This is a genomic window from Pseudomonas sp. BIGb0176 (assembly GCF_024810175.1).
Classification (GTDB): Bacteria; Pseudomonadota; Gammaproteobacteria; order Pseudomonadales; family Pseudomonadaceae; genus Aquipseudomonas; species Aquipseudomonas protegens.
Map to the genome: position 1 here is coordinate 99,349 of NZ_JANUEC010000005.1, position 26,667 is coordinate 126,015.

A 26,667-nucleotide genomic window follows, 5' to 3' on the forward strand; every position below is an offset into this window, starting at 1 on the left:
CTCTGCAGCCAAAACTGGCACGCCACCTGCAATAACCCAGTCACTACCCAGTTTCGGGGACCTTGGTACAGGCAGGCCGGGGATTCCCCTCTTTAACACCAGGCTCGGCACGCACATCGCGACGGCCAATGGTTTCGGGAACCCCAGTACAGGCAGGCTGGGACTTCCCTCTTTAACACCAGGCCCACCCCGCTCACAGCGACGGGCCAGGCTTTCGGGAACCCCGGTACAGGCAGGCCGGGACTTCCCTCTTTAATACCCGGCCCATCCCGCGCATCGCGACGGGCCACGCTTTTGGGGACCCTGGTACAGGCAGGCCGGGAATCCCCTTCTTTACACCGGGACTCATCGCCCTCGTGGCGCTCAGCCCCTCCCGCTTTTGGGGGCCTTGGTACAGGCAGGCCGGGGTTTCCCTCTTTTATTCCTCCCGCAGGTGGATCGCCAGGCGCCAGCGCCCCTCCACCTCGCTCCCGTCCCACTGGCCCCGCAGCGGCCGCGCGGCCACCAGGTTCAGCAGCAGACCCTGGTCCGCCCGGCGCACCCGCCAGTTCACATTGCGCTGATTGACCTGCAACTGGCCCTTCTGTGCCTGCCCCTGGGCATCGAACAGCAGCGCCACGGTGCCATCGATGTGTTCCCCATGGAGCTTGGGCTCATGGTTGAACCACAGCACCAGCCCATCGGGCGCCACCTCGACCTGCTGCAACGCCACCGGATCAGGCTGGGTCAAGCGGCCGATCATCAGCCCTACCATCACCCCGACAATCGCCAGGGAGCCGAACACCCGCAGCATTAGCTTCGGTCGCGAGTACGCTTCAGGCGTAGAATGCAGCCTGTCTTTCTCTTCGGAGCCGTGCATGTTTCACGTCATCCTCTTTCAACCAGAAATTCCGCCGAATACCGGCAACGTTATCAGGCTGTGCGCCAACAGCGGCTGCCACCTGCATTTGATCGAGCCGCTGGGTTTCGAAATGGACGACAAGCGCCTGCGCCGCGCCGGCCTCGACTATCACGAATACGCCACCCTGCAACGCCATGCCGACCTTGCCAGTTGCCTGGAAAGCCTCGGCCACCCGCGCCTGTTCGCCTTCACCACCAAGGGCTCGCGCCCCTTCCATGACGCCAGCTTCCAGGAGGGCGACGCCTTCCTGTTCGGCCCCGAGAGCCGGGGCCTGCCGGCGGACGTGCTGGACGCCCTGCCCGGCGAACAGCGCCTGCGCCTGCCCATGCGCGAAGGCTGCCGCAGCCTGAACCTGTCCAACACCGTGGCCGTTGCGGTCTATGAAGGCTGGAGACAGTTGGGGTTCAAGTAGAGCCGGGGGTTCGCGGGCAAGCCCGCTCCTACAGGTTTTGCCCGAGCATGAAAAAAGCGCCGTTACAGGCGCTTTTTTCGTACCGCAACCAGCACTTACTGAACGGTGTTTTCGCCAGCGGACTGCAGGCGTTGCAGCTCTTGGGCGTACAGCGCATCGAAGTTCACCGGGGCCAGCATCAGCGCCGGGAACGAACCGCGGGTCACCAGGCTGTCCAGCGCTTCACGAGCGTAAGGGAACAGGATGTTCGGGCAGAAAGCACCCAGGGTGTGGCTCATGGAAGCCTCATCCAGGTTCTTGATCAGGAAGATACCGGCCTGCTGGACTTCAGCGATGAAGGCCACTTCGTCGCCGTTCTTCACGGTCACGGACAGGGTCAGCACCACTTCGTGGAAGTCGGCTTCCAACGCTGTCTGGCGGGTATTGAGGTCCAGGCCGACGCTAGGTTCCCACTGCTGACGGAAGATCGCCGGGCTTTTCGGCGCTTCGAAGGACAGGTCACGCACGTAGATACGCTGCAGGGAGAATTGCGGTGCGCTTTCGTCGTCGGCAACGGTGTTCTGTTGGTCAGTCATCTCAGAGTCCTTCTTGATCTTGGGTCTATAGGGTTGGGAATTTCAGGCCGCTAGCAGCGCGTCGAGCTTGCCGGCACGCTCCAGGGCGAACAAATCATCACAGCCGCCTACGTGGGTGGCGCCGATCCAGATCTGCGGCACGGACGTACGCCCGGCCTTCTGGGCCATCTCGGCGCGTACCTGGGGCTTGCCATCGACCTTGATCTCTTCGAAGGCTACGCCTTTGCTCGCCAGCAGATGCTTGGCGCGCGAGCAGTAAGGGCAGTAATCACTGGAGTAGACGATGACCTTGGACATTACTTCACCAATGGCAGGTTATCGGCCTTCCAGCTGGCCACGCCGCCGGACAGCTTGGCCGCGGTGAAACCGGACTTGAGCAGCTCGCGGGCGTGGGTGCCGGCGTGCTGACCCTGAGCGTCCACCAGGATGATGGTCTTGGACTTGTGCTTCTCCAGCTCGCCGACACGGGCGGCCAGCTTGTCCTGGGGAATGTTCAGTGCACCGACGATATGGCCGGCGGCATAGTCCTTGGATGGACGGATATCGATCACGACGCCCTGCTCGCTGTTGACCAGCGCGGTCAGTTCACGGGTGCTGAGGCTGCGGCCACCGCGGCTCAATTCATGAGCGATCAACAGAGCCAGCAGGATGGCGAAGGCGCCGACGAGCAAGTAGTGTTCAGTGGCGAATTGAATCAGGTGAGCAACCATCTAAGGAGGTTCCAGGGCGTTAAAATGTCGGCCAGTATACACAGCCCTCCGGGTCGACCAAACCCCGCCCGGCGGTGACTCCACCGGAACTTCGCTTTAAACTGCCACTCCCTTTTTCAACACCTCCCTTTCATCTCTTTCCTATCCAGCCACGAGTGGACGCCATGACTACCACGCCTAAACCTTTGGTCCTGATGATTCTGGATGGCTTCGGTCACAGCGAAAGCCACGAATCCAACGCCGTCTATGCGGCCAAGAAGCCAGTCCTGGACCGCTTGTGCGCCAGCATGCCCAACGGCCTGATCTCCGGCTCGGGCATGGACGTCGGTCTGCCGGACGGGCAGATGGGCAACTCCGAAGTCGGCCACATGAACCTCGGTGCCGGTCGCGTGGTGTATCAGGACTTCACCCGGGTGACCAAGGCCATCCGTGACGGTGAGTTCTTCGAGAACCCGACCATTTGCGCGGCCGTGGACAAGGCCGTGGCCGCCGACAAGGCCGTACACATCCTCGGCCTGCTGTCCGACGGCGGCGTACACAGCCACCAGGACCACCTGATCGCCATGGCCGAACTGGCCTTCAAGCGCGGCGCCGAGAAGATCTACCTGCACGCCTTCCTCGACGGTCGCGATACGCCGCCCAAAAGCGCCCAATCGTCCATCGAACTGCTGGACGAAACCTTCAAGACCCTGGGCAAGGGCCGCATCGCCAGCCTGATCGGCCGTTACTTCGCCATGGACCGCGACAATCGCTGGGACCGTGTGGCCCAGGCCTACAACCTGATCGTCGACGGCCAGGGCCAGTTCAACGCCGCCACCGCCCAGGAAGGCCTGCAAGCCGCCTACGCCCGCGAAGAGAGCGATGAATTCGTCAAGGCCACCACCATCGGCGAACCGGTCAAGGTCGAAGACGGCGATGCCGTGGTGTTCATGAACTTCCGCGCCGACCGGGCCCGCGAGCTGACCCGGGTCTTCGTCGAGGACGACTTCAAGGACTTCGAACGTGCGCGCCAGCCAAAGCTGGCCGGCTTTGTCATGCTCACCCAGTACGCCGCCAGCATCCCCGCGCCGTCGGCCTTCGCTCCGGGCAGCCTGGAAAACGTGCTGGGCGACTATTTGGCGAAAAACGGCAAGACCCAACTGCGCATCGCCGAGACCGAGAAGTATGCCCACGTCACCTTCTTCTTCTCCGGTGGCCGCGAAGAGCCGTTCCCGGGCGAGGAGCGCATCCTGATCCCGTCGCCGAAAGTCGCCACCTACGACCTGCAGCCGGAAATGAGTGCCCCGGAAGTCACCGACAAGATCGTCGACGCCATCGAGCACCAGCGTTATGACGTGATCATCGTCAACTACGCCAACGGCGACATGGTCGGTCACAGCGGCGTGTTCGAGGCGGCGGTCAAAGCCGTGGAATGCCTGGACCTGTGCGTCGGACGTATCGTCGACGCCCTGGAAAAGGTCGGCGGCGAAGCCCTGATCACCGCCGACCACGGCAACGTCGAGCAGATGTCCGACGAATCCACCGGCCAGGCCCACACCGCCCACACCACCGAGCCGGTGCCATTCATCTATGTCGGCAAACGCGCCTTGAAAGTCCGTGAAGGCGGGGTTCTGGCGGACGTGGCGCCCACCATGCTCAAGCTGCTGGGCCTGCCCAAGCCCGCGGAAATGACCGGCACGTCGATCCTGGTGGACCCAGCGCACTGATCCCTCCAGCTCGCCATTGCAGGCAAAAACGCCCGATGCAACCGTCGGGCGTTTTTCATGGTGGCCTTGCACAGGGCGAATCAGGGCCATGGAAGTAAAAGCAGACAAGCGCCGGGCACTTATTGAATAATGATTATCGTTATCAATAACAGCAGAGAGAATCTCCATGAACAAGACGGCTACGCTGCTTCTGGCCTCCCTCCTGTCAGGCTGTGCAAGCCAGATTCCTGCTCAACAGCCGGTGGATGCCAGTGCCCTCGCACAGCAACACAGCCCGGTGGAAATGGATGCTCAGACCGCCGATAAATTGAAAGCACTGCTGAAGATCCAGCCTCCTCGGGGCTCTACCGACATAGGCCAGATGAACGACCTGATTTCCCGGGAGTTCCTGCACACGCCTTACGCGGCGAACCGGCTGCACGGCTCCGCAACCCTGGCCGAGAAGCTGGTGGTCGACTTCAGGGGCCTGGACTGCTTCACCTACCTGGATTACGTCGAGGCCTTGCGCCAGTCCAGCGACGAGGCCGGCTTCATTAACAACCTGGTGCAGATTCGCTACGTGAACGGCGATATCAACTTCCTCAACCGCCGCCACTTCTTCACCGATTGGGCCCATGCCGGGCAACCCATGGCCGAGGATGTGACCGCCCAGCTGAGTGCGAACGCGGTGACCGTGGCCAAGCGCCTCAATCAAAAGGCCGATGGCGGCCGCTACCTGCCCGGCCTGCCCGTGGCCGAACGCGACATCACCTACATTCCCAGCGCATTGATTGACCAGCATCTGCTCAGCCACCTGCGAACCGGCGACTACATCGGCATCTATACCCACCTCTCGGGCCTGGACGTCACCCATACCGGGCTGTTCATTCAGACGGCCCAGGGCCCGGTCCTGCGCAACGCCTCCTCGAAAAAGGACCAGGGCGCGGTCATCGACTCACCCTTCATGGAGTACGTTCACAACGTCCCGGGAATCGTGGTCCTGCGGGCCCGGCAAGACAGCCAGGCCGGCCAGGATGCCTCGGCCGCAAAGGCCGGCACCCAGGCGCTGCAGCATCAGGCTCGTTCGCCCGCACAAGGTTGATCGGCGCCGCCGCCCCAGGCCACGGCGGCGGCACGCTGATAGCAAATGGCCCAATAACGGCCCGGAAACGGCTTTTTATGACGAACGCCTCAAAGCAGTTGGCTTTGAGGCGTTTTTTTTGCAGCGATGGGCGGGCATACTAGGCCGTCCCTTTCCCTGGTGTCGCCCGCCTCTATGCTTCGCGCCCTGATTACCCTTGCTCTGATCTGCCTGCTCCAACCGGCTTTCGCCGACGAGCGCGCGCAAACCCAACAACAGTTGGACGCCACGCGTCAGGACATTGCCGAGCTGAAAAAGCTGCTGGGCAAGCTGCAGGAAGAGAAGTCCGGCGTGCAGAAAGACCTGCGCGGCACCGAGACCGAGATGGGCAAGCTGGAGAAGCAGGTCGAAGCCCTGCAGAAAGAGCTGAAAAAAAGCGAATCCGAGCTGCAGCGACTCGATGAGGAGAAAAAAAAACTCCAGAGCGCGCGCACTGAACAGCAGCGACTGATCGCCATCCAGGCCCGCGCGGCCTACCAGAACGGGCGCCAGGAGTACCTCAAGCTGCTGCTCAACCAGCAGAATCCGGAAAAATTCGCCCGCACCCTGACCTATTACGACTACCTGAGCCAGGCCCGCCTGGAGCAGTTGAAGAATTTCAACGAAACCCTGCGTCAGCTGGCCAATGTGGAAAAGGACATCTCCCTGCAACAGGCCCAGTTGCTGGTGCAGAAGAGCAGCCTCGACACCCAGCGTGAAGAACTCGACAAGGTCCGCAAAGAGCGGCAGTTGGCCCTGGCCAAGCTGAACAACGACGTGAAGGCCCGGGACGACAAGCTCAAGGCCCGTGAACAGGACCAGGCCGACCTGGCCAAGGTCCTGAAAACCATTGAAGAAACCCTGGCCCGCCAGGCCCGCGAGGCAGAAGAAGCGCGCCAGAAAGCGCTGATCGCCCAGCAGGAAGCCGAAAAAAAGCGCTTGCGTGAGGCTCAGGCCGACGCCAGCGATGAGCCGCGCAAACCCGCAAGATCAAGCCCTGGAGCCCTGGTTTCCAGCGCCGGCCCTTCCTATGGCGGGGCATTTGCTTCAGCCCGGGGAAAACTTCCATGGCCCGTTGATGGTCGACTACTGGCACGCTTTGGTGAAACCCGTGGCGACGACTCCCGCTCCAAGTGGGACGGCGTGATGATCAGCGCCGCCGCCGGCAGCCAGGTGCACGCCGTGCACGGTGGCCGGGTAGTGTTCGCCGACTGGCTGCGCGGCGCCGGCCTGCTGGTGATCCTCGATCACGGCAACGGTTACCTGAGCCTCTACGGACACAACCAGACGCTGCTCAAGGAAGCCGGCGACGTGGTCAAGGCCGGAGAGTCCATCTCCACCGTCGGTAATAGTGGCGGACAGGACACTCCTGCGCTGTACTTTGCAATTCGTCAGCAGGGCCGCCCCAGCGACCCGGCACAGTGGTGCCACGCGCAAGGATAAGCGCTGCATCTAAATTAGGAGTTCGTTCGACATGCTGCATTTGTCCCGCCTTACCTCGCTGGCCCTGACGATCGCCCTGGTGATCGGAGCGCCTCAGGCGTTTGCCGCCGAAACCGCTCAAGCAGCAACCGCCGCGACCACCAAGGCGCCCTTGCCGCTGGAAGAGCTGCGCACCTTCGCCGAGGTCATGGACCGCATCAAGGCAGCGTATGTCGAACCCGTAGACGACAAGACCCTGCTGGAGAATGCCATCAAGGGCATGCTCAGCAACCTCGACCCGCACTCTGCCTATCTGGGCCCGGAAGACTTCGCCGAACTGCAGGAAAGCACCAGCGGTGAATTCGGCGGCCTGGGCATCGAAGTCGGCGCCGAGGACGGCTTCATCAAGGTGGTCTCGCCCATCGACGACACCCCGGCATCCAAGGCCGGGATCCAGGCCGGCGACCTGATCGTCAAGATCAACGGCCAGCCGACCCGTGGCCAGACCATGACCGAAGCCGTGGACAAGATGCGCGGCAAGATCGGCCAGAAGATCACCCTGACCCTGGTGCGCGACGGCGGCACGCCGTTCGACGTGACCCTGGCCCGCGCCACCATCCAGGTGAAAAGCGTGAAGAGCCAGCTGCTGGAGTCGGGCTACGGCTACATCCGCATCACCCAGTTCCAGGTCAAGACCGGCGAGGAAGTCTCCAAGGCCCTGGCCAAGCTGCGCAAGGACAACGGCAAGAAGCTCAACGGCATCATCCTCGACCTGCGCAACAACCCGGGCGGCGTGCTGCAAGCCGCGGTGGAGGTGGTCGACCACTTCATCACCAAGGGCCTGATCGTCTACACCAAGGGCCGCATCGCCAACTCCGAGCTGCGCTTCTCCGCCACCGGCAAGGACGAAAGCGAAGCCGTACCGATGGTGGTGCTGATCAACGGCGGCAGCGCCTCGGCTTCGGAGATCGTCGCCGGTGCCCTGCAGGATCAGAAGCGCGCAGTACTGATGGGCACTACCAGCTTCGGCAAGGGCTCGGTGCAGACCGTGCTGCCGCTGAACAACGACCGGGCGCTGAAGATCACCACCGCGCTGTACTTCACCCCCAACGGCCGCTCGATTCAGGCCCAGGGCATCGTTCCGGACATCGAAGTGCGCCGCGCCAAGATCACCAGCGAGTCCCAGGACGGCGAGTACTTCAAGGAAGCCGACCTGCAGGGCCACCTGGGCAATGGCAACGGCGGCGCCGACAAGCCCAGTGGTGCAGCGAGCAAGGCCAAGCCGATGCCGCAGGACGACGACTACCAGTTGGCCCAGGCCCTGAGCCTGCTCAAGGGGCTGAGCATCACCCGCGGCAAATGATTGAACCCTTCGCCGGCAAGCCGGCTCCTACAGGAGCCGGCTTGCGTAGGAGCTGGCTCGCCAGCGAAGCGCCCGCCAGGGTGCCCATTCCCCTAAAGGCCTGATCCCGATCCCCATGATTTCCCGCTGCTCACTGCTGTTGCGCTCGCTCCAGGCCCCGCTGCTCACCCTGCTGTGCCTCTTGCCCCTCGCGACCCAAGCCGCCGAACCCACAGCCGCTGCGCCCAAGGCCTACCTGAGCCTGATCATCGACGACCTCGGCCAGAACCTGCCCCGTGACCGTCGCGTACTGGCCCTGCCCGGCCCGGTCACCACGGCGATCATGCCCGACACGCCCCACGCTGCCGAATTCGCTCGCGAGGCCCATCGCGCCGGCAAGATCGTCATCCTGCACATGCCCATGGACCCGGCCACCGGGCCGTTTGCCTGGCACCCCGAGTTGCCCATCGAAGAGCTGCAAAAACGCCTGGAAGCCGCCTTCCAGGCCGTGCCCTACACCAGCGGCATCAACAATCACATGGGCAGCCGCATGACCGCCCAGCCCCAGGCCATGGCCTGGCTGATGGGCGACTTGCAGCGGCGACACAAATTCTTCGTCGACAGCCGCACCAGCGCCCAGACGGTGGCCGCCGCCGAAGCGCAGAAGATCGGCCTGGCCAGTGTTTCCCGGGATGTGTTCCTGGATGACGAACGTACCGAAGCGGCGATCAGCCAACAGTTGCAGACCGCGATCAAACTGGCGCGCAAACAGGGTTCGGCGGTGATGATCGGCCACCCTTATCCACAGACCCTGGCAGTGCTCGAACGTGAGCTGCCCAGGCTCAAGGCCCAGGGCATCGAGTGGATCGATATCAAGTCGATGATCAGCCTGCGCAGTAACAAGGCCATGGCCGGGCATGGCAAGAACGGGGTTTATCGCTAGAGGCCTTCGCCACAGGAGCTGGCTTGCCAGCGAAGCGCCTACAGGTAACGCCCCATGATCTCCTCCACCAGCCCCTCTTGGCGCATCTGGTCCAGGGCGGCCTGGAGCTTGGCCACCACCTCATCGGAGACATCCTTGTTCAGGGCCAGGTACAGCTCGGCGCTATTGAAGCGCAGCACCGTCTTGAGGCCGCTGATGCCCTCCTGCTTGGCCAGATAGCGCCCGGCCGGGTCGCCGGTGGCCCAGAGGTCGATCTGCCCCGCCACCAGCTTCTTGGCATTGTCCTGGTCCCGCAGCACCACCTGGGGTGCCAGGCCCTGCTTGGTCAGGGTCTCGGCAATGGCATCGCCCTTATAGGCGCCGATCTTGTATTTGCGCGCCTGTTCCAGGGATTCGAGGGTGATCTTGCTGCCGGCCTTAGCCAGCATGATCCAGTCATCCGGGCCAATGGGGCCGACCCACTTGAACAGCGGTTCGCGGTCCGGCAGGCGCGCCATGACGAACACACCATAGCCCGGCTGCTCCAGCGCCATCTTGTAGATACGCTCCCATGGAAAACGCAGGGTCAGGCTGTAATTGATTCCGGCACGCTTGAACATTTCACGGACGATATCCACGGCGATGCCGTCGATATTCTCGCCCTGGGCGAAGTTCTTGCCGTTCTTGGCCATGTTGTAGGGGGGGAAGTTTTCCGTCAGCAACACCAGGGAGGTGTCGGCGGGTTCATCAGCGCGGGCGAGGCCGCAAAGAACAAGCGAAGCGCTGGCGACAACCACTAGAAGACGTTTGAACATGACGGGCTACCGGAATCCATGGCGTGCTCAAGAGTGCCGTGAGCACGCCATGCTGTCCAGTGGCTACCGCACAACAATCCCGCGCTGAGCCATATAGGCCTTGGCCTCGGGAACCGTGTATTCGCCGAAGTGGAAAATGCTCGCCGCCAGCACTGCGCTGGCATGGCCTTCAATGATGCCGTCGGCCAGGTGCTGGAGGTTGCCGACACCGCCGGAGGCGATCACCGGAATCCCCAGGGCATCGCTGATGGCCCGGGTCACGCCCAGGTCGAAGCCGTTTTTCATGCCGTCCTGATCCATGCTGGTGAGCAGGATCTCGCCGGCACCCAGGCCTTCCATCTTCTTCGCCCACTCCACCGCGTCCAGCCCGGTGGGCTTGCGCCCGCCATGGGTGAAGATTTCCCAGCGCGGGGTTTCACCCGGGCCGGAGACTTTCTTGGCGTCAATGGCGACCACGATGCACTGAGAACCAAAGTGCTGCGCCGCTTCGCCGACGAACTCGGGATTGAACACTGCTGCGGTGTTGATCGAAACCTTGTCCGCGCCGGCATTGAGCAGGTTGCGGATGTCCTGCACGGTGCGCACGCCACCGCCCACAGTCAGCGGGATGAACACCTGGCTGGCCATGCGCTCGACGGTATGGAGGGTGGTATCGCGTCCATCGACGCTGGCGGTGATGTCGAGGAAAGTGATTTCGTCGGCACCCTGCTCGTCGTAGCGACGGGCGATTTCCACCGGGTCACCGGCATCGCGGATGTTCTCGAACTTGACGCCCTTGACCACCCGGCCGTTGTCCACGTCCAGGCAAGGGATGATGCGTTTGGCCAGTGCCATGGCGAGTCCTCAGCCTTGGTACGAATCGCAGAAAGCCTGGGCTTCTGCAACATCGAGGGTGCCTTCATAGATCGCGCGGCCAGTGATGGCGCCGATGATTCCTGGCGCCTTGGCGTCCAGCAGGGCCTTGATGTCGCCCAGGTTGTGGATACCGCCGGAAGCGATCACCGGGATCCGGGTAGCGGCCGCCAGGGCTGCGGTGAAGGGAACGTTGCAACCCTGCATCATGCCGTCTTTGGCGATGTCGGTATAAACGATGGCGGACACGCCGTCGGCTTCGAAGCGCTTGGCCAGGTCGATGACCTGCACGCTGCTGACTTCAGCCCAGCCGTCGGTGGCGACGAAACCGTCCTTGGCGTCCAGGCCGACAATCACCTTGCCGGGGAACGCGCGACAGGCCTCGGCGACGAACTCCGGCTCCTTGACCGCCTTGGTGCCGATGATCACGTAGCTCACGCCGGCCTTCACATAGTGTTCGATGGTTTCCAGGGAGCGGATGCCGCCGCCGATCTGGATCGGCAGGTTCGGGTAGCGCTTGGCGATTGCGGTGACCACCTCGCCGTTGACCGGCTGGCCTTCGAAGGCACCGTTCAGGTCCACCAGATGCAAGCGCCGGCAACCCCCTTCAACCCATTTGGCGGCCATGCTCACCGGGTCATCGGAGAACACCGTGGAGTCTTCCATGCGGCCTTGGCGCAGACGCACACAGGCGCCGTCCTTGAGATCGATAGCGGGAATAATCAGCATCTGGCAAACCTTCAAGTTCGATTGTTCAGCTTCACTCGGAAATCAGTTTTTCTCGAGCGCCCACAGGTCGCTTTCGATGCTTTCGAACCTCTCCTTGAGGTGCGCCTGCACATCGAAAATCGCCCGGTTGTAATAGTGCGGAGCAATTTCGCGGGTAAACAGTTCAAGAACCTCCGCCGCTTCGAACGAGCCCAGCTCGAGCTCGAACCGATCCTCCAGGAAACGCTTGATCTTGTGCGTCGCCTCGCTCTCCTGTTCGGCAGTGAGGCTCAGGATCGGCGGCTTGGGTTTCTTGATCGCCATTTACCAGCGACCGTCCCAGGCGGCGAAATTCTGCAGCAGCTGCAGGCCGTGGGTATGGCTTTTCTCCGGGTGGAACTGCACGGCGAAACGCGAGCCGTCGGCCAGCGCCGCGGCGAAATCCACGCCATAGTGACCGCTGCCCACCACCTGCCGCGCGTTACCGGCATTGATGTAGTAGCTGTGCACGAAGTAGAAGCGCGCCAGGTCCGCAATGTTGTGCCACAGCGGGTGATCCACCGCCTGCTTCACTTCGTTCCAGCCCATGTGCGGCACCTTCAGGTGCTCGCCATCCTCGATCAGGCCCTTGCCGAAGAACTTCACCTGGCCGGGAAACAGGCCGATGCAGTCCACGCCTTCGTTCTCTTCACTGTGGTCGAGCAGCGCCTGCATGCCCACGCAGATACCGAGGAACGGACGGTCCTGGCTGACCTCGCGCACCAGGGCATCGAAGCCCAGGCGGCGGATCTCGGCCATGCAGTCACGGATCGCGCCCACTCCGGGGAACACCACCCGGTCAGCTTCGCGAATCACGCTGGCATCGCTGGTGATCAGCACCTTGCCGGCGCCCACGTGCTCCAGGGCCTTGGCCACCGAGTGCAGGTTGCCCATGCCGTAGTCGATAACGGCGACGGTCTGCATTACAGCACACCCTTGGTGGACGGCATCTGGCCGGCCATGCGCTCGTCCAGCTCCACCGCCATGCGCAGCGCGCGGCCGAAGGCCTTGAACACGGTCTCGATCTGGTGGTGAGTGTTGGTGCCGCGCAGGGTGTCGATGTGCAGGGTCACGTTGGCGTGGTTGACGAAGCCCTGGAAGAACTCCTGGAACAGGTCGACATCGAAACCACCGACGGTGGCGCGGGTGAACGGCACATGCATCTGCAGGCCAGGGCGGCCGGAGAAGTCGATCACCACGCGGGACAGGGCTTCATCCAGCGGCACATAGGCATGGCCGTAGCGACGGATGCCTTTCTTGTCGCCGATGGCTTTGCTGAATGCCTGGCCGAGGGTGATACCGACATCCTCCACGGTGTGGTGGTCGTCGATATGCAGGTCGCCCTTGCTTTCGATGTCCAGGTCGATCAGCCCGTGCCGGGCGATCTGGTCCAGCATGTGCTCAAGGAAGGGCACGCCGATATCGAATCGGGCCTTTCCGGTGCCATCCAGGTTGATCGAGGCTTTGATCTGGGTTTCCAGAGTGTCGCGCTCGACAGATGCCTTACGTTCGGCCATCACCAGCTCCGCAAAATCATTGGGCGAAAAAGGCGAATAGTATAGGCCCCACGGCGGCTAAACAGAAACACGATGGACAATATCCTGACGGGCGCCAGCCAATGGCTGCGGGGCTGTACCTGTCATGACAACTGTAGAAACTGACTTGCTGGTGAAGGTGCCAGGCCTACAAGACCGAGGCACCTTGTGCACCGGCAAGCCGGCTCCTGAGCAGGAGCGGGCTTGCCGGCGAAGCCATCAATGGAACAGCACCGCCGTCTTCTGCAAGGTCACCCACACACCCCAGGCCAGGGGAATGCCCACCACCAGCCAGGCAGCGATCACCACCGGCAGACTGGCGGACGAAGCTTTCCACTCCAGCACGACACTGCTGTCAGCGCCCTTGTCATGACCCAGGGCCTGCTCGGCCGCCAGTTGCTCATCGGTCATGAAGTACTTGTCGGCCACCGGGCGCACCAGCAGGTTGCACAAAAAGCCCAGCACCAGCAGGCCGGCGAGGATGTACAGGGTGATGTCGTAAGCCGCAGCGCGCTCGACGCCGATGCTCAGCTGGTACTCGCGCAGGTAGTTCACCAGCACCGGGCCCAGCACGCCCGCCGCGGCCCAGGCGGTCAGCAGGCGACCGTGGATAGCGCCCACCATCTGGGTGCCGAACAGGTCCGCCAGGTAGGCCGGCACCGTGGCGAAACCGCCGCCGTACATCGACAGGATGATGCAGAACGCCGCCACGAACAGGGCGATATTGCCCAGGTGGCCGAGGTTCGGGATCAGCGCATAAAGGGCAAAGCCCAGGGCAAAGAACACGAAATAGGTGTTCTTGCGGCCCAGGTAGTCGGAGAACGACGCCCAGAAGAACCGCCCGCCGATGTTGAACAGGCTCAGCAAACCGGTGAAGCCGGCGGCAATCGCGGCAATCTGCGCCAGTTGCCCGGCGTCCAGCTGGCTGAAGGTCAGGCCATTGCCCAGCAGCTTGCCGGCAAACACTTCCTGCAGCAGGGGCGAGGCCATGCCGAGGATGCCGATACCGGCCGAAACGTTGAGGCACAGCACCAGCCACACCAGGCGGAACTGCGGGGTCTTCCAGGCCACGTTCACGTGCACGTGGCGGTGGGTGATCATCGCATTGGCGGCTTTCTTCGCCGGTGCGGTCCAGCCCTCAGGCTTCCAGCCGGTAGGCGGAACCCGGTAGGCCAGGGCGCCACCGATCATGAACACGAAGTAGATGGCCGCCATCACCAGGAAGCTCTGCCACACGCCAACGCTGGTCGGCGTTGCAAAGTGGCCCATCAGGGCCGCCGCCAGGGGCGCACCGACCATGGCGCCGCCGCCAAAGCCCATGATCGCCATGCCGGTGGCCATGCCGCGCTTGTCCGGGAACCACTTGATCAGGGTCGACACCGGGGAGATATAGCCCAGGCCCAGGCCGATACCGCCGATGACCCCGGAGCCTATCCACATCAGCCAGATCTGGTGGGTGTAGATCCCCAGCGCCGAGATCAGCAGGCCGCCGCACCAGCACAGTGCCGAAACCACACCGGCCTTGCGCGGGCCGGCATGTTCCAGCCAGCCGCCCCAGATCGCCGCCGAGCACCCCAGGAAGATGAAGAACAGCGTGTAGATCCAGCCGAGCATGGAGATCGGCCAGTCACACTGGGACGAAAAGATCTGCGCGATGAAGCCCATGCCGGGCTCGCAAGCCACGGGCGCACTGACGCCCAGGGCCTTGGACAGCGGCAGCCAGAACACCGAAAAGCCATAGGCCATGCCGATGCACAGGTGGATGGCCAGAGCGGCCGGTGGAACCAGCCAGCGGTTGAAACCGGGCTTGGCGATGATGCGTTCTTTGGACAAGAACGCTGGCTGAGCGGACGGACTGGCCGCCGCGTTGCTAGTGCTCATGGATGTTTCCCCCAATTATTAGAATTGTTCATCGGCCACTCTTCTGCGACGACCTTGGCACACCGGCGCGGTCGTTTTATTGAGTAAAGCTCCATTTGGGCAGACGCGACATTAAGTCGCACAAGGGCGGACGAACCGCGAGAGGTTACCATTTGCGACAAACTAAAAAACCAAACTGACATCACCTTTTTTCCCGCAGCTGCTTTGCCCACAGGCCAGGCCGCTGGCCAAAAAAAACCGCTACAACGAAAAAACCTCTAACTGCAATGGGTGACCAGTCGTCAGGTTCAGAGCGCTATACTCCCCCGCTAAATTTTGAATTCGACATACAAGGACTCGCCCATGAAAGCGTTCGGCAAAATCCTGGGTCTGGTAATTCTCGGGCTGTTGCTGATCATCGTGGCTCTGGGCTTCGCCCTGACCCACCTGTTTGATCCCAACGACTACAAAGACGAGATTCGCCAGATTGCCCGCGACAAGGCCCACATCGAGCTGACGCTCAATGGCGACATCGGCTGGAGCCTGTTCCCCTGGCTGGGCCTGGAACTGCACGATGCCGGCGTCGCCACCCTGGCCAACCCGACCCAACCTTTCGCCGACCTGCAGATGCTCGGCCTGTCGGTCCGGGTGTTGCCGCTGCTGCGCCGCGAAGTGCAGATGAGCGATGTGCGTGTCGAAGGCCTGAACCTGCGCCTGACCCGCAACAAGGACGGCCACGGCAACTGGCAGGACATTGGCAAGGCCGCACCGACCGACAAGCAGGCCGAGACTCCGGCCGCCAGCACCGGCGAAGCCAGCCAACCACCAGCCGGCGCGGACAAACCCGCGCAGCCGATCCGCCTGGACATCGACAGCCTGACCGTGAACAACGCCCGGGTTGAGTACAACGATGAACAGACCGACAAGCAGTTCACCGCCGAAAGCATCCAGCTGAGTACCGGGCCGATTCACGAAGCCACCAACACCCCGGTCAAGCTCACGGCCTTCCTCGCCAGCAGCCAACCCGCAGTGCGCGTGCGCACCGAACTCAATGGCGAACTGCGCTTCGACCGCGCCCTGAAGCGCTACCAGTTCGAAGACATGCGCCTGTCCGGCGAAGCCGCCGGCGACCCGTTGCAAGGCAAGACCCTGACCTTCGCAGCCCAGGGCCAGCTGCTGCTGGACCAGGCCGCCAACGTTGCCCAGTGGACCGGCCTGAAGGTCTCCCTCAATCAGTTGCGCGCCCTGGGTGAGCTCAAGGTCAACGACCTGGACAAGACCCCGCAGATCAGCGGCGGCATCTCCATTGCCCAGTTCGACCTGGCGAGATTCGTCGACAGCATCGGCCAGACCCTGCCCGCCATGGGTGAAGGCAGCCTGAGCAAGGTCGAGCTGGTCAGCCGCCTGCAAGGCACGCCCACCAGCCTGGCCCTGGAAGACCTGAACCTGAAGCTCGACGACAGCACCTTCAGCGGCCGCCTGGCCATCGAGGACTTCGACAAGCAATCCCTGCGCGCCCAGCTCAAGGCCGACACCTTCAATGTCGACCGCTACCTGCCGCCCAAGTCCGCCGAAGCCAACAGCGCGGCATCGGCACGCAAGGCCGAAGTGCAGAGCAGCGAAGCCGATGCCATGGCCGGAGCCGGCAGCACCCCGCTGCCCAACGCACCGACCAAGGGCGCCTGGAGTACTGACCGCCTGCTGCCGGTGGAGCGCCTGAGCAAACTCGACGTCGATGCCGACCTGAACTTCGGCCAACTGACCCTGGACAAGCTGCCGATCCAGAATGCCGCACTCAAGGCCTCCGGCCAGGGTGGCCTGCTCAAGCTTTCCAGCCTGCGCGGCGAGCTGTACAACGGCAGCTTCGATGCCAGCGGCAACCTCGATGTGCGCCAGAGCACACCGCAGTTGAGCCTGCAGACCAAGATCAACCGGGTGCCGGTGGAACGCATCCTCGAAAGCCAGGGCCAGAATCCTCCGGTCAAGGGCCTGGTGACCCTGAACAGCAACCTCAGCGGCAGCGGCAACAGCCAGAAGGCACTGATCGACAGCCTCAACGGCACCGCCAGCTTCGTCATCAACAACGGCGTGCTGCTCAACGCCAATATCGAACAGCAGCTGTGCCAGGGCATCGCCGTGCTCAACCGCAAGAACCTCAGCAGCACGCCACGGGGCAAGGACACGCCCTTCCAGGAACTCAAGGGCAACCTGACGCTGCGCAATGGCGTGGCCAGCAACCCGGACCTGAAAGTGCGCATCCCCGGCATGACGGTGAACGGCAACGGCGACATCGACCTGCGAGTGCTGGGCATGGACTACCGGGTCGGCATCATTGTCGAAGGCGACCTGCGGGATAACCCGGACCCGGCCTGCCAGGTGGGCGAGCGCTTTACCGGCATCGAGCTGCCGCTGCGCTGCCGCGGCCCGCTGGAGCTGGGGGCCAAGGCCTGCCGCCTGGACAAGGACGGCCTGGGCCAGGTAGCAGCCAAGCTGGCCGGTGACCGCCTGCAGCAAAAGATCGACGAGAAACTGGGGGACAAGGTCAGCCCGGAACTGAAGAACGCGCTCAAGGGGCTGTTCAAGCGATGAGAGCCGAGGCGTTTTCAACGGCGGTGCTGGACTGGTACGACCGCCACGGCCGCCATGACCTGCCCTGGCAGCAGGACATCAACCCGTATCGGGTGTGGGTCTCGGAGATCATGCTGCAACAGACCCAGGTCAGCACCGTGCTCAACTACTTCGACCGCTTCATGGCCTCGCTGCCCACGGTGCAGGCCCTGGCCGAAGCCCCGGAAGACGAGGTGCTGCACCTGTGGACCGGCCTGGGCTACTACACCCGGGCGCGCAACCTGCAGAAGACCGCGAAGATCGTCATGGCCGAATACGGCGGCGAGTTCCCCCGGGACGTGGAAAAGCTCACCGAACTGCCGGGCATCGGCCTGTCCACCGCCGGCGCCATCGCCAGCATCAGCATGGGCCTGCGGGCGCCGATCCTCGACGGCAACGTCAAGCGGGTGCTGGCACGCTTCACGGCCCAGGAGGGCTACCCCGGCGAACCCAAAGTGGCCAGGCAGTTGTGGGCCGCCGCCGAGCGCTTCACCCCCCATAGCCGGGTCAACCACTACACCCAGGCGATGATGGACCTGGGGGCGACCCTCTGTACCCGGAGCAAGCCCAGCTGCCTGTTGTGCCCCCTGGAGCGCGGCTGCGAAGCCCACATGCTCGGCCTGGAAACCCGCTACCCGATCCCCAAGCCACGCAAGGAAGTACCTCAGAAGCGCACCCTGATGCCGATGCTGGCCAACCGCGAAGGCGCCATCCTGCTTTACCGGCGGCCCTCCAGCGGCCTCTGGGGCGGGTTGTGGAGCCTGCCGGAGCTGGATGGCCTGGACGACATCCAGCACCTGGCCCTGCAGCACTCCCTGGAACTGGGCCAGCAACAGCAGATGCCCGGGCTGGTGCACACCTTCAGCCACTTCCAGCTGGCCATCGAACCCTGGCTGATCCGGGTCGAAGAGTCGGCCCTGCACGTCGCCGAGGCCGACTGGCTCTGGTATAACCTCGCCACCCCGCCGCGCCTGGGCCTTGCCGCCCCGGTGAAAACACTGCTCAAACGCGCGGCCGAAGTCTTGAATGCAGGAGAGTCGTCATGACCCGCACCGTAATGTGCCGCAAGTACCAGGAAGAACTGCCGGGCCTGGAGCGCCCTCCCTACCCGGGGGCCAAGGGCCAGGATATTTTCGATCACGTCTCGGCCAAGGCCTGGGCCGACTGGCAGAAACACCAGACCCTGCTGATCAACGAAAAGCGCCTGAACATGATGAATGCCGACGATCGCAAATATCTGCAGGGCGAGATGGACAAGTTTTTCTCCGGCGAGGAATACGCCAAGGCCGACGGCTACGTGCCGCCGGCTGAGTAAAGCTGTTGAAAATCGGGGGTGGAACGTAAGCGACGGTAATAATTAAACATTTTTTTCAAAACTTGCTTGACGCCCCCCTGAAAAACCCGTTTAATGCGCCCCGTTGCCCAGATAGCTCAGTCGGTAGAGCAGGGGATTGAAAATCCCCGTGTCGGCGGTTCGATTCCGTCTCTGGGCACCACCTTCAGCTTTCAGGTGGTGTATGCATCACGTGAAAGCAACCAAGAAACCCGCCTAGTGCGGGTTTTTTGTTGCCTGAGATTTGGCCCTTCCCCGTATAACCTGCACCGCCAAGAGTGTTGCACCCCGGCAGAAATACCCCGCCCCCCATGACCCGACTCAAGTCGTGGCTTGCCGGCACTCTCTCAGTTTGCCAACCCTTCAGGCTGCCCCCCCTGTGGGGACTTAAGGGCTGCGTCAGGCCAATTTGAAGGCAGCCCGAATCCTATCGATCCTGGCTGCCTTCACTCATTATCTGCCTGCGCCGATCAGCGGCCCCGCCTACAGCCTCCATCGCCTGCCCCTGGGCCACATCGAGCAGGGCCACGCCATCACCGAGCAGCAACGAGGCGATGTCGGCGATTTGGAACAGATCGCTGGCGTCGGCAGCTTGCGCGGTCAAGCAGGACAGGCTGTTCACCAGCTTGTGGAGGACGCGTATGCGCTGATCGGCGCAGGCCAGAAGATCGAACAGCGGAGCACGGAGGTAGGATCCGGTCACAAGATCCGGCCACGCCGAAGCGTGCCCGCGTACAGCTGCCATAACGCATAGACAGCAAACAACACCCAAAGCGCTGGGTGCTTCTTATGATCAGGTTCCTACGCCCGGCCGCTGATTTGGCAGCGACCCGCAAAAACCCTGAATCACTCGATTCAGGGCTTTTCATGCGTGCAATTGGCCATTGCCCAGACTCAGCACCGGGCAACATTCCAGCCCTCTCTCAGTAACCGTTATTCCAGTGGATGTTGAGATCGCGCATAGCCGCCACTTTCATGTCGACCATGCTGCGCTGTTCCAGCCCTTTGCGGGTGGTGATGACCTGGTATCTGCCGGCCGGCAACTGCACAAAGACGATCGGGCCCACTCCGCTCAGGCTCAACAGCTGATGCCCTTGCGGGTTCTGGATCAGCACATCGACATCCGAGGTGTATTCATTCCCTGAGCCGACGGAAAAGGTCATGTGCAGGTTGTAACCCTTGGCCTGCTGAATGGCCCGCGACTCGTCCAGGCCGATGCCGCCGCTGACATAGGAAATGCCGTTCTGTTGCAGCGGCTCCAATTGCACGCCAGCCGGGTCGATCGGCTCATTGCTGGTGGAGGCGGAGCGCACGCTCACTGGTGCGGCCAATAGCAGCACCGCGATAACACCTGACAGGACACTCATAGAAAAGGACTTCATGATGACCACTCCCGGGTTCGTCTCGAACCACTGAATGGGACGCCACCGTCAGGCCTCTGGCCCCGGGACGGCAGCGCCCGGGTCTCCCCTGCTTCATCTTGAATGGCCAGGCCATGTCTCAGGCCAGAAGCCGAATGAAAACCCTCGCTCGCCTTGTGCAACCAGGCTCGCCCATAGCTCCTGCTATTGAGTGTAAAACCTGACACAGGGCGGTTTAGATCGATTCGGCGTGAGGCCTTTAACCAAAGGTACCTAGGCTAGGGGACCAGCCCCTCGGATCGGAGCCTGCGCCGCCTGCCAATGCCTCATCTCCTCGGCGATGAAGTGCTGCACCAGATCGCTGTACATCTTCTCGATGGCATCCGGGTTCAGGCCTTCGACCGCCGCCCAATCGCGACGAGTGGCCAACATGGCTTTGAAACGCTCCTCGGCGCGCACGGTGGCCGCCGAGGTCTTGAATTTCGATGCCGCCAGTACGTACTGGAAGCGCGCGCCGAGCAAGGCGATGACCGCTCGATCCAGGGCATCGATTTCCCGGCGGATATCGTCCATGCCCTGGCATTGTTCCGGGCTCATCTGGTTCTTCACTTCCATGCTCAAGGCTCCATCGACGAATAGGGATACCCGGGCTCGACCGGGCCCGGATTATTCCCATGGGCCCGCCTGGGAGTAAAGTTGCAGGCATCCGCCCATCCGGGCGCAAAGGAACTGCTCTCGTGAACCAGAAGCGAACCCGAGTCCGCCTGCCCCACCCCCAGCCCGGCAAGACCCGCAGCGGGGCCTGGTTTTTTTTGCTGATCGGCAGCGTGCTGCTGGCACTGACTGCGCTGCTGGGCTGGACCCTGGTAAGCGCGCTGCTGGACGGGCAGATCGTCACCAGCAACCGTGCCGGGCCGAAGCTCGCCTACAGCCAGGCGTTGCAGCCCACCCAGTTTTATATCGAGCTGCTCTGGCAGGGCACCAGCACCCTGTTGCTGGGTGCCCTGGCAGTTGCCGCGCTGTGGATCGCCCGGGTATTAATGGGCGCACAAAAAAATCGTCGCTGAACGCCAGGGGTCGCTCCGGCCCGTTACAGCCGCCAAGGAACAACCGCCCATGTCCCTGCTGTCCTCGCCCGACCTGCCGGCCGCCGGCCCCGCCACTGCCGAGCCGGCGCCCGGCCCCAGTGAACGCTTCAGCGAAGTGGCGGCGGACGGTTTCCGTCTTGGCGGCTTCAGCTGGCGCCACGCGCAAGCCGATCCGGCGCGCGCAGTGGTGATCATCAACGCCGCGACCTCGGTGCGCTGCCGCTATTACTTTCGCTTCGCCGACTACCTGTTCGCCAACGGCTTCGACGTGATGACCTACGACTACCGCGGCATCGGCGAGTCGCGCCCGGCCTCGCTCAAGGGGCTCAAGGCGTCCTGGTCGGATTGGGGCGCGCTGGATTTCGAAGCCATGCTGCAACGCGCCCGGCGCGAGTTTCCCGAGCAACCGATCGACGTGGTGGGCCACAGCTTCGGCGGCTGCGCCCTGGGCCTGGCGGCCTCCGCCGGGGTGATCCGCCGCGCGGCCACCATGGGCGCGCAGTTCGCCTACTGGCGCGACTACGTGCCCGCCCAGCGCTGGCGCATGCTGGGCAAGTGGCATGTGCTGATGCCCCTGCTGACCCGCCTGTACGGCTACTTCCCCGGCAAGCGCCTGGGCTGGATGGAAGACACCCCCGCCGGGGTGGTCCGCGACTGGGCCACCCCGCACCCACGCTACGAAGGCCGCCCCAGCGGCCGCAGGCTGGCCGCAGAGCGCAGTGGGCAGCCCTTCGCCCAGGTCAGCGCCCCGATCCTCGCCATCAGCGTCAGCGACGACCCCTTCGGCACCGTGGCAGCCATCGAGCGGCTACTGGGCTACTTTGACAACAGCACGCGCACCCATTGGCGCATTCGCCCCGAGGACATCGGTGAGGTCGAGATCGGCCACTTCGCCTTCTTCCACAGCCGCTTCGAAAGCCGGCTCTGGCCGCTGCTGCTGCACTGGCTGCAGCACGCAAGCCCGGCCCCGAACAGCCCGGGGCAAGAGCTGACGCCGGGGCGCTGATCAGGCAAAGGCGTTGATGAACCAGGTGATCAGCGGGATCGCCACGATGTCGATCAATACCGCACCGCACAGCGGCACGATGATGAAGGCCTTGTAGGAAAAGACCTTGTAGTGATCACAGATCGCGCCCATGTTGGCCACCGCATTGGGCGTGGCCCCCAGGCCGTGGCCCATGAAGCCGGCACACAACACCGCCGCGTCGTAGTTGCCGCCAAACAGGCGGAACAGCAGGAATACGCACAGCAGCACCATCACCAGCACCTGCACCACCAGGATCACCAGCAGCGGCAGGCCGAGCTGTTCCAGTTCCCAGAACTTCAGGCTCATCATGGCCATGGTCAGGAACACCCCCAGGCATACGTCGCCCAGGGTGCTCACGGCGCTGTCGGGGATGTCGATGATCCGCGCCCGGTCATTGAGATTGCGCAGGATGATCGCCACGAACATCGCCCCCACGTAGCTTGGCAGGACGATGCCCAGGTGCTCGTTCAGCGCGCTGCCGATCCAGAAACCCAGCACCATGATCAGCAGAATGCAGGTCAGCAGGCGCAGCAGGGTCGGCGCATCCAAAGGCGCCACCGAACCCTGGGCAGCGCTTTCCAGGTGCTGCAGGGTACTGACCTGATCGGCCTGGATCTGCAGGCGGTTGCGCTCGATCAGCCAGCGCGCCAGCGGGCTGCCCAGCAAGCCGCCGGCAACCATGCCGAAGGTGGCCGAGGCCAGGGCCGCCGTGGTGGCCCCCACCGCCCCGAGGTTTTCCGCGATCGGGCCAAAGGCCGCCGCCGCGCCAAAGCCACCCTCCAGGGACACCGCACCGGCCATGATGCCCAGCAGCGGGTCGATGCCCAGCGCCTTGGCGGCACCGACCCCCACCAGGTTCTGCAGCAGCGCCAGGGACCAGCAGGCCCCCAGGTAGACGAACAGGATCTTGCCGCCACGGCGCAGCAGGCCGAGGCTGCCCCCCAGGCCCACCGTGGTGAAGAACGCCACCATCAAGGGCGTCTGGATCGCGGTGTCGAGCTTGATCGCCAGCAGTTGCTGATCGCGCAGCAGCCAGACGATCAGGGCAAAGCCGAAACCGCCGATCACCGGCGCCGGGACACAGAGCTGGGTCAGCCAGCGGCTGCGTTTCTTCAGCTGGGCTCCCACCCCCAGCAGGATCAGGGCCAGCGCCAGGGTGGTCAGCGCGTCCAATTCAAAAGTCGGCATGGCAAACATCTCTTCTTGTCATTGTGGTGTTGCGCGGCGAGGGGCATGCCCCTCAGTGAATCAGGCTGGCCAGCAGACGCGCGGCCACACGGGCGGTGCGCTGGTCCTGGTCGAGCCCGGGATTGAGTTCGGCAATGTCGGCCACGCGCAATTTGCCGCTGGCCCGAGCACGGCGTACCAGGTGCTCGACCACCTGTACATCCACCCCGTGGGCCGAGGGCGCGCTGACGCCGGGAGCCTGGCTGGCCGGCAGCACATCCAGGCACAGGGTCATGTAGAGCACGTCGATACCGTCGAGAAAAGCGTCCAGGCAGGCCTCGACTGCCGGCAGGTTCCAGCCCTGCATCTGCCGGTCCAGCAGGTAGCGCACATCGAGCTCCCGGGCTTGCTCGAACAGCGCCTGGGTGTTGCTCAACTCGCTGACCCCCAGGCAGCAATACTCGAAAGGCATGCCGGCCTGCCGGCAGTACTCGGCGATCTGCCGGAACGGCGTACCGGAGCTGCTTTGCGGCGCATGGCGCAGATCGAAGTGGGCATCGAAATTGAGAATGCCGATGCGCGGGCAGGGCTGTTGGCGGCGCAGGTGATCGGCCAGGCCACTGAAGCTGGCAAAGGCGATTTCATGACCACCGCCCAGCCCCAGGGCCAGGTGCCCCTGTTCGAGCAACAGGCCGAGGCGCTCGGCGTAGCGTTGCTGGGCGCTTTCCAGGTGGTGGTCGGTGCAGGTCACGTCCCCTGCGTCGTACAGCGGGCCGGTGCCGTGCCAGGCCAGGTTGGCCAGGGCCGCGCGCAAGGCTGCCGGGCCCTGGCTGGCACCGGTGCGCCCCTGGTTGCGCTTGACCCCCTCGTCACAGGCCAGCCCGAGCAAGGCGATACCCGCCAGCTGCTGTTCGGCCCAGGGCTGCACCCACTGGTGCCAGCGCCGGGCGGCAAGGCCTTCGGCCAGGTCGATACGACCCTGCCACAGGTGCATGGGGGCGGTGCTGATCATGGTCTTGCTCCAGTCAATTCAATCCAGTCGGGCGCTCAGGCGCTGGGCCGCTTCGCGGGTCCAGCGGATCAGCCGGTCACTGCGCTGTTCGGCGCGGAACGCCGGGGCCATGAGGCTGATGGCGCCTTGCAAGCGGTCACGGCTGTCCAGCAAGGGCGCGCTGACACCCCAGATGCCCAGATCGATCTCGCTCAGGCTCACCGCATGCCCGGCGGCGCGAATGGCCCCGTAGCTGTCCAGGTGCGCGGCGAAATCCGCCTCCTCGACGCCCTGCTGGCGCAGGATCGACAAGCACAGCTCAGGCTCCATGTAGGCCAGCAACACCTTGGCCGAGGCGCCCAGCAGCAGCGGCTGCGCCAGGCCCTTCTGGTAGCAGCAGCGCAAGGGCTGCGGGCTGTCCACCAGCTCGATGCAGATCGCCTGCCCGTTGCTTGGCACCATCAGCGCGACGCTTTCCTGGCTGAGTTCGGCCAGACGGTTGAGCTCCGGCTTGGCCAGGGTCACCAGCAGGCCTTCGCGGTCGAACTTCTTCGCCAGTTGCAGGCAAGCAGGCCCGGGCAGGTAACGGCCCTGGCCATTGTCCTGGGCCAGCCCCCAGCGCAGCAGGGTCTTGAGGTGGCGATAGGTGCTGCTCAGGGGCTGCTGCAGGTTCAGCGACAGCTCCTTGGCAGACATGGCCTCCGGGGATTGCCCCAGGGCCACGAGTATTTGCAGCAGACGGTCAGTGGGCGTGTGGTAGTGCATAGCGGCCTCTTGCAGCCATGGTGCATGGAGTTTCCCGGCAAATGAAATCAGATTCCCAGGCAGTGGGAAAAGGCTGCAAAAAACCTTTGGCACAGGTGCTGCGCCGCAATGGACCTCGGCCCATGCAGGATCGTCGGTACCCGCCTTGAGGCCTTGGCGGGTGCCAGCGCAGCGATTTGCTGGCATCCTTTCCCGCCTGACCGGCCGTTCGCCCCGAATCCGCGAGCGCCGCCCCTTTGCGCAACAAGGTAAGACGCCCATGGCATCGATCGACAAACAACACAAACGTGCCGCCCGGGCAAAGGCCAAGGCCAAGCAGAACCGCGCCAAGCGCACTGCACCGACCTCGGAGCTGGAACTGGACCCCAACGACAGCCGCATCGACTTCGAATCGGTGGACCTGACCGAGCTGTTCGTGAAGATGCGCGACGCCGAGAAAACCAGCCAGCAGGCGCTGTGCACGGTCTTCCTCTCGGACCCGCTGCTGGAACTGGTCTATGAGCAGGAGGGCGAACAGGGCGCCACGGACTTCATCCTTGCGGCGCTGATCGAATACCGTAACTGGTCCACCGAGGCCGACGAGGCCACGGCCCTGGCCTGGATCGAGTCCGAGGCCTTCCAGGCCGACTACATGGCCGCATCCCAGGCACTGTTCAGCGCCGAAGGCTGAGTTTCTTCCGGGCATGAAAAAAGGGCGCATTCAGCAATGAATGCGCCCTTTTCCGTTTCAGCTAAACAGCCTGGCGTGATGCTCAGGCAGCTTCCAGCCGAGGGATTTCCATGCCGATGCGCGAGCTGGCGAAGTTCAGGTCGCCGCTGGCGATGGACTGGGCCTTGAAGCCTGCACCGATCAGGTCGCGTACATACAGCTTGTTGTAGATGAACATGAACACCAGGTTGCTCAGGCCGAAGGTGAACATGGCCAGCAGGAACATGATGGCAGCCCATTTCCAGTCGGCGCGGAACAGTGCCGGGATGAAGCCGAAGAAGAACACGGTCCAGGAGAAACCAACTGGCGCTTCCTTGATGGCTCCGGTGTTCGGGTTTTTGAAGATGATTTTAGTGAACGCCATGCGCGTCTCCTTGCCGCCCTTTCTTTAAGGGACCAATGGCCGGGCGATCACCATTGAACCCTGAATGCTCGTTCTTCGAACCGGGACTGTCAGGCAGGCGCTGACACTCAGGAACCATGGCGGCTACGCAGGGAACAAGGGACAGAGGCAGAAGGCGGATTCAGGGCCCCGACAAGCATTCAATCCCTTGCAATACAGCGCTATTCCATAGCTCCTCTCACGCTGGCACGCAAGAGCTCTTATCGAAGAGCGCGCAGGCTACTATTTCGCCAGCGGGCTGTCCATGAAACGCCATGTAACAAGTCACAAATCCAGCAAAAAGGCCACCGTCAATGCTGACGGCAGCCTTTTTTGCCT

At 63.4% G+C, this 26,667-nt stretch carries 30 protein-coding genes and 1 tRNA gene; 13 read left to right on the top strand and 18 right to left on the bottom strand.

The window, feature by feature from the left end; genetic code table 11:
• Positions 1 to 418 precede the first annotated feature (418 nt).
• Positions 419 to 859, bottom strand: a complete 441-nt coding sequence (locus M2395_RS27260) for a hypothetical protein (RefSeq protein ID WP_011058751.1) — start codon at positions 857 to 859, stop codon at positions 419 to 421.
• Here M2395_RS27260 and trmL point away from each other — a divergent pair.
• Positions 858 to 1,313, top strand: coding sequence for a tRNA (uridine(34)/cytosine(34)/5-carboxymethylaminomethyluridine(34)-2'-O)-methyltransferase TrmL (gene trmL / locus M2395_RS27265; protein ID WP_011058750.1), 456 nt, complete (start codon positions 858 to 860; stop codon positions 1,311 to 1,313). The two genes, M2395_RS27260 and trmL, sit on opposite strands and share 2 nt — an antisense overlap.
• Before the next feature lie 95 nt (positions 1,314 to 1,408).
• On the opposite strand, the gene secB is transcribed toward trmL, so the two are convergent.
• Genes secB through M2395_RS27280 form a run of 3 tightly spaced genes read right to left on the bottom strand, consistent with a single transcriptional unit; the run spans position 1,409 to position 2,598 of the window.
• Positions 1,409 to 1,888: a protein-export chaperone SecB gene (gene secB / locus M2395_RS27270; RefSeq protein WP_011058749.1), complete on the bottom strand. Its 480-nt coding sequence runs from the start codon at positions 1,886 to 1,888 to the stop codon at positions 1,409 to 1,411.
• A gap of 42 nt (positions 1,889 to 1,930) precedes the next feature.
• Complete coding sequence (gene grxC, locus M2395_RS27275; protein ID WP_011058748.1) at positions 1,931 to 2,185, bottom strand: glutaredoxin 3; 255 nt, start codon at positions 2,183 to 2,185, stop codon at positions 1,931 to 1,933.
• The gene (locus M2395_RS27280; RefSeq protein ID WP_011058747.1) at positions 2,185 to 2,598 is read right to left on the bottom strand and encodes a rhodanese-like domain-containing protein; all 414 of its coding nucleotides are present in this window, start codon (positions 2,596 to 2,598) and stop codon (positions 2,185 to 2,187) included. Before M2395_RS27280 ends, grxC begins: the two co-directional genes overlap by 1 nt.
• Positions 2,599 to 2,762: 164 nt before the next feature.
• Between M2395_RS27280 and gpmI the strand changes: the two genes are divergently transcribed.
• The 5 genes from gpmI (at position 2,763) to M2395_RS27305 (ending at position 9,110) form a co-directional block, all read left to right on the top strand.
• A complete protein-coding gene (gpmI, locus tag M2395_RS27285) occupies positions 2,763 to 4,304 on the top strand; it encodes a 2,3-bisphosphoglycerate-independent phosphoglycerate mutase (protein ID WP_015633832.1) in 1,542 nt (513 codons plus the stop codon).
• Positions 4,305 to 4,470: 166 nt separating this feature from the next.
• Complete coding sequence (locus M2395_RS27290; protein ID WP_015633831.1) at positions 4,471 to 5,385, top strand: DUF1460 domain-containing protein; 915 nt, start codon at positions 4,471 to 4,473, stop codon at positions 5,383 to 5,385.
• Between the two features lie 174 nt (positions 5,386 to 5,559).
• Positions 5,560 to 6,846, top strand: a complete 1,287-nt coding sequence (locus M2395_RS27295) for a murein hydrolase activator EnvC (RefSeq protein WP_015633830.1) — start codon at positions 5,560 to 5,562, stop codon at positions 6,844 to 6,846.
• 31 nt (positions 6,847 to 6,877) lie between these two features.
• Complete coding sequence (locus tag M2395_RS27300) at positions 6,878 to 8,188, top strand: S41 family peptidase (RefSeq protein ID WP_011058743.1); 1,311 nt, start codon at positions 6,878 to 6,880, stop codon at positions 8,186 to 8,188.
• A gap of 115 nt (positions 8,189 to 8,303) precedes the next feature.
• Positions 8,304 to 9,110: a divergent polysaccharide deacetylase family protein gene (locus tag M2395_RS27305; protein WP_015633829.1), complete on the top strand. Its 807-nt coding sequence runs from the start codon at positions 8,304 to 8,306 to the stop codon at positions 9,108 to 9,110.
• Between the two features lie 38 nt (positions 9,111 to 9,148).
• Here the strand turns inward: M2395_RS27305 and M2395_RS27310 are convergent, their stop codons facing one another.
• The 7 genes from M2395_RS27310 to M2395_RS27340 form a co-directional block, all read right to left on the bottom strand.
• The gene (locus tag M2395_RS27310) at positions 9,149 to 9,904 is read right to left on the bottom strand and encodes an ABC transporter substrate-binding protein (RefSeq protein WP_015633828.1); all 756 of its coding nucleotides are present in this window, start codon (positions 9,902 to 9,904) and stop codon (positions 9,149 to 9,151) included.
• A 63-nt stretch (positions 9,905 to 9,967) separates the two neighbouring features.
• On the bottom strand, positions 9,968 to 10,738 hold the full coding sequence (gene hisF / locus M2395_RS27315) for an imidazole glycerol phosphate synthase subunit HisF (RefSeq protein ID WP_015633827.1): 771 nt from the start codon (positions 10,736 to 10,738) through the stop codon (positions 9,968 to 9,970).
• Positions 10,739 to 10,747: 9 nt separating this feature from the next.
• Positions 10,748 to 11,485 carry a 1-(5-phosphoribosyl)-5-[(5-phosphoribosylamino)methylideneamino]imidazole-4-carboxamide isomerase gene (gene hisA / locus M2395_RS27320; RefSeq protein WP_011058739.1) on the bottom strand — a complete coding sequence of 246 codons (738 nt, stop codon included), beginning with the start codon at positions 11,483 to 11,485 and terminating at the stop codon, positions 10,748 to 10,750.
• 42 nt (positions 11,486 to 11,527) lie between these two features.
• The gene (locus M2395_RS27325; protein WP_011058738.1) at positions 11,528 to 11,788 is read right to left on the bottom strand and encodes a DUF2164 domain-containing protein; all 261 of its coding nucleotides are present in this window, start codon (positions 11,786 to 11,788) and stop codon (positions 11,528 to 11,530) included.
• Positions 11,789 to 12,427 (bottom strand): imidazole glycerol phosphate synthase subunit HisH, encoded by a 639-nt coding sequence (gene hisH / locus M2395_RS27330; RefSeq protein WP_019093880.1) that lies wholly within the window; start codon positions 12,425 to 12,427, stop codon positions 11,789 to 11,791. It lies immediately after the preceding gene.
• Positions 12,427 to 13,020, bottom strand: coding sequence for an imidazoleglycerol-phosphate dehydratase HisB (gene hisB / locus M2395_RS27335; protein ID WP_011058736.1), 594 nt, complete (start codon positions 13,018 to 13,020; stop codon positions 12,427 to 12,429). The genes hisH and hisB overlap by 1 nt, the downstream gene beginning before the upstream one ends.
• A 237-nt stretch (positions 13,021 to 13,257) precedes the next feature.
• On the bottom strand, positions 13,258 to 14,919 hold the full coding sequence (locus tag M2395_RS27340; protein WP_015633826.1) for an OFA family MFS transporter: 1,662 nt from the start codon (positions 14,917 to 14,919) through the stop codon (positions 13,258 to 13,260).
• 342 nt (positions 14,920 to 15,261) lie between these two features.
• Here M2395_RS27340 and M2395_RS27345 point away from each other — a divergent pair, with 342 nt between their 5' ends.
• The 4 genes from M2395_RS27345 (at position 15,262) to M2395_RS27360 (ending at position 19,001) form a co-directional block, all read left to right on the top strand.
• Positions 15,262 to 17,487 carry an AsmA family protein gene (locus M2395_RS27345; RefSeq protein ID WP_015633825.1) on the top strand — a complete coding sequence of 742 codons (2,226 nt, stop codon included), beginning with the start codon at positions 15,262 to 15,264 and terminating at the stop codon, positions 17,485 to 17,487.
• Complete coding sequence (mutY, locus tag M2395_RS27350; protein WP_053148603.1) at positions 17,484 to 18,551, top strand: A/G-specific adenine glycosylase; 1,068 nt, start codon at positions 17,484 to 17,486, stop codon at positions 18,549 to 18,551. Before M2395_RS27345 ends, mutY begins: the two co-directional genes overlap by 4 nt.
• Positions 18,548 to 18,820: an oxidative damage protection protein gene (locus M2395_RS27355; RefSeq protein ID WP_011058732.1), complete on the top strand. Its 273-nt coding sequence runs from the start codon at positions 18,548 to 18,550 to the stop codon at positions 18,818 to 18,820. Before mutY ends, M2395_RS27355 begins: the two co-directional genes overlap by 4 nt.
• 105 nt (positions 18,821 to 18,925) lie before the next feature.
• Positions 18,926 to 19,001: transfer RNA gene (locus tag M2395_RS27360), tRNA-Phe, on the top strand.
• A 264-nt stretch (positions 19,002 to 19,265) separates the two neighbouring features.
• Here M2395_RS27360 and M2395_RS27365 read toward each other — a convergent pair.
• The 3 genes from M2395_RS27365 to M2395_RS27375 form a co-directional block, all read right to left on the bottom strand.
• Positions 19,266 to 19,541, bottom strand: a complete 276-nt coding sequence (locus M2395_RS27365; RefSeq protein ID WP_077933219.1) for a hypothetical protein — start codon at positions 19,539 to 19,541, stop codon at positions 19,266 to 19,268.
• A gap of 220 nt (positions 19,542 to 19,761) precedes the next feature.
• Complete coding sequence (locus M2395_RS27370) at positions 19,762 to 20,220, bottom strand: hypothetical protein (RefSeq protein WP_053155983.1); 459 nt, start codon at positions 20,218 to 20,220, stop codon at positions 19,762 to 19,764.
• Between the two features lie 252 nt (positions 20,221 to 20,472).
• Positions 20,473 to 20,814 (bottom strand): isochorismate lyase, encoded by a 342-nt coding sequence (locus M2395_RS27375; RefSeq protein WP_123431222.1) that lies wholly within the window; start codon positions 20,812 to 20,814, stop codon positions 20,473 to 20,475.
• A 122-nt stretch (positions 20,815 to 20,936) separates the two neighbouring features.
• On the opposite strand from M2395_RS27375, the gene M2395_RS27380 reads away from it, so the two are divergent.
• Both M2395_RS27380 and M2395_RS27385 read left to right on the top strand, forming a co-directional pair.
• Complete coding sequence (locus tag M2395_RS27380) at positions 20,937 to 21,266, top strand: hypothetical protein (protein WP_065364819.1); 330 nt, start codon at positions 20,937 to 20,939, stop codon at positions 21,264 to 21,266.
• Positions 21,267 to 21,315: 49 nt separating this feature from the next.
• Complete coding sequence (locus M2395_RS27385) at positions 21,316 to 22,293, top strand: alpha/beta fold hydrolase (protein WP_123431223.1); 978 nt, start codon at positions 21,316 to 21,318, stop codon at positions 22,291 to 22,293.
• Here the strand turns inward: M2395_RS27385 and gltS are convergent, their stop codons facing one another.
• Genes gltS through M2395_RS27400 form a run of 3 tightly spaced genes read right to left on the bottom strand, consistent with a single transcriptional unit; the run spans position 22,294 to position 25,237 of the window.
• Positions 22,294 to 23,502 (bottom strand): sodium/glutamate symporter, encoded by a 1,209-nt coding sequence (gltS, locus tag M2395_RS27390; protein WP_011058726.1) that lies wholly within the window; start codon positions 23,500 to 23,502, stop codon positions 22,294 to 22,296.
• Positions 23,503 to 23,554: 52 nt separating this feature from the next.
• The gene (hutG, locus tag M2395_RS27395; RefSeq protein ID WP_123431224.1) at positions 23,555 to 24,493 is read right to left on the bottom strand and encodes a formimidoylglutamase; all 939 of its coding nucleotides are present in this window, start codon (positions 24,491 to 24,493) and stop codon (positions 23,555 to 23,557) included.
• Positions 24,494 to 24,511: 18 nt separating this feature from the next.
• Positions 24,512 to 25,237, bottom strand: a complete 726-nt coding sequence (locus M2395_RS27400; protein WP_041115262.1) for an IclR family transcriptional regulator — start codon at positions 25,235 to 25,237, stop codon at positions 24,512 to 24,514.
• A 259-nt stretch (positions 25,238 to 25,496) separates the two neighbouring features.
• On the opposite strand from M2395_RS27400, the gene M2395_RS27405 reads away from it, so the two are divergent.
• A complete protein-coding gene (locus tag M2395_RS27405) occupies positions 25,497 to 25,907 on the top strand; it encodes a hypothetical protein (protein WP_011058723.1) in 411 nt (136 codons plus the stop codon).
• A gap of 82 nt (positions 25,908 to 25,989) precedes the next feature.
• On the opposite strand, the gene M2395_RS27410 is transcribed toward M2395_RS27405, so the two are convergent.
• Positions 25,990 to 26,310 (bottom strand): hypothetical protein, encoded by a 321-nt coding sequence (locus M2395_RS27410; protein ID WP_011058722.1) that lies wholly within the window; start codon positions 26,308 to 26,310, stop codon positions 25,990 to 25,992.
• Positions 26,311 to 26,667: the final 357 nt, after the last annotated feature.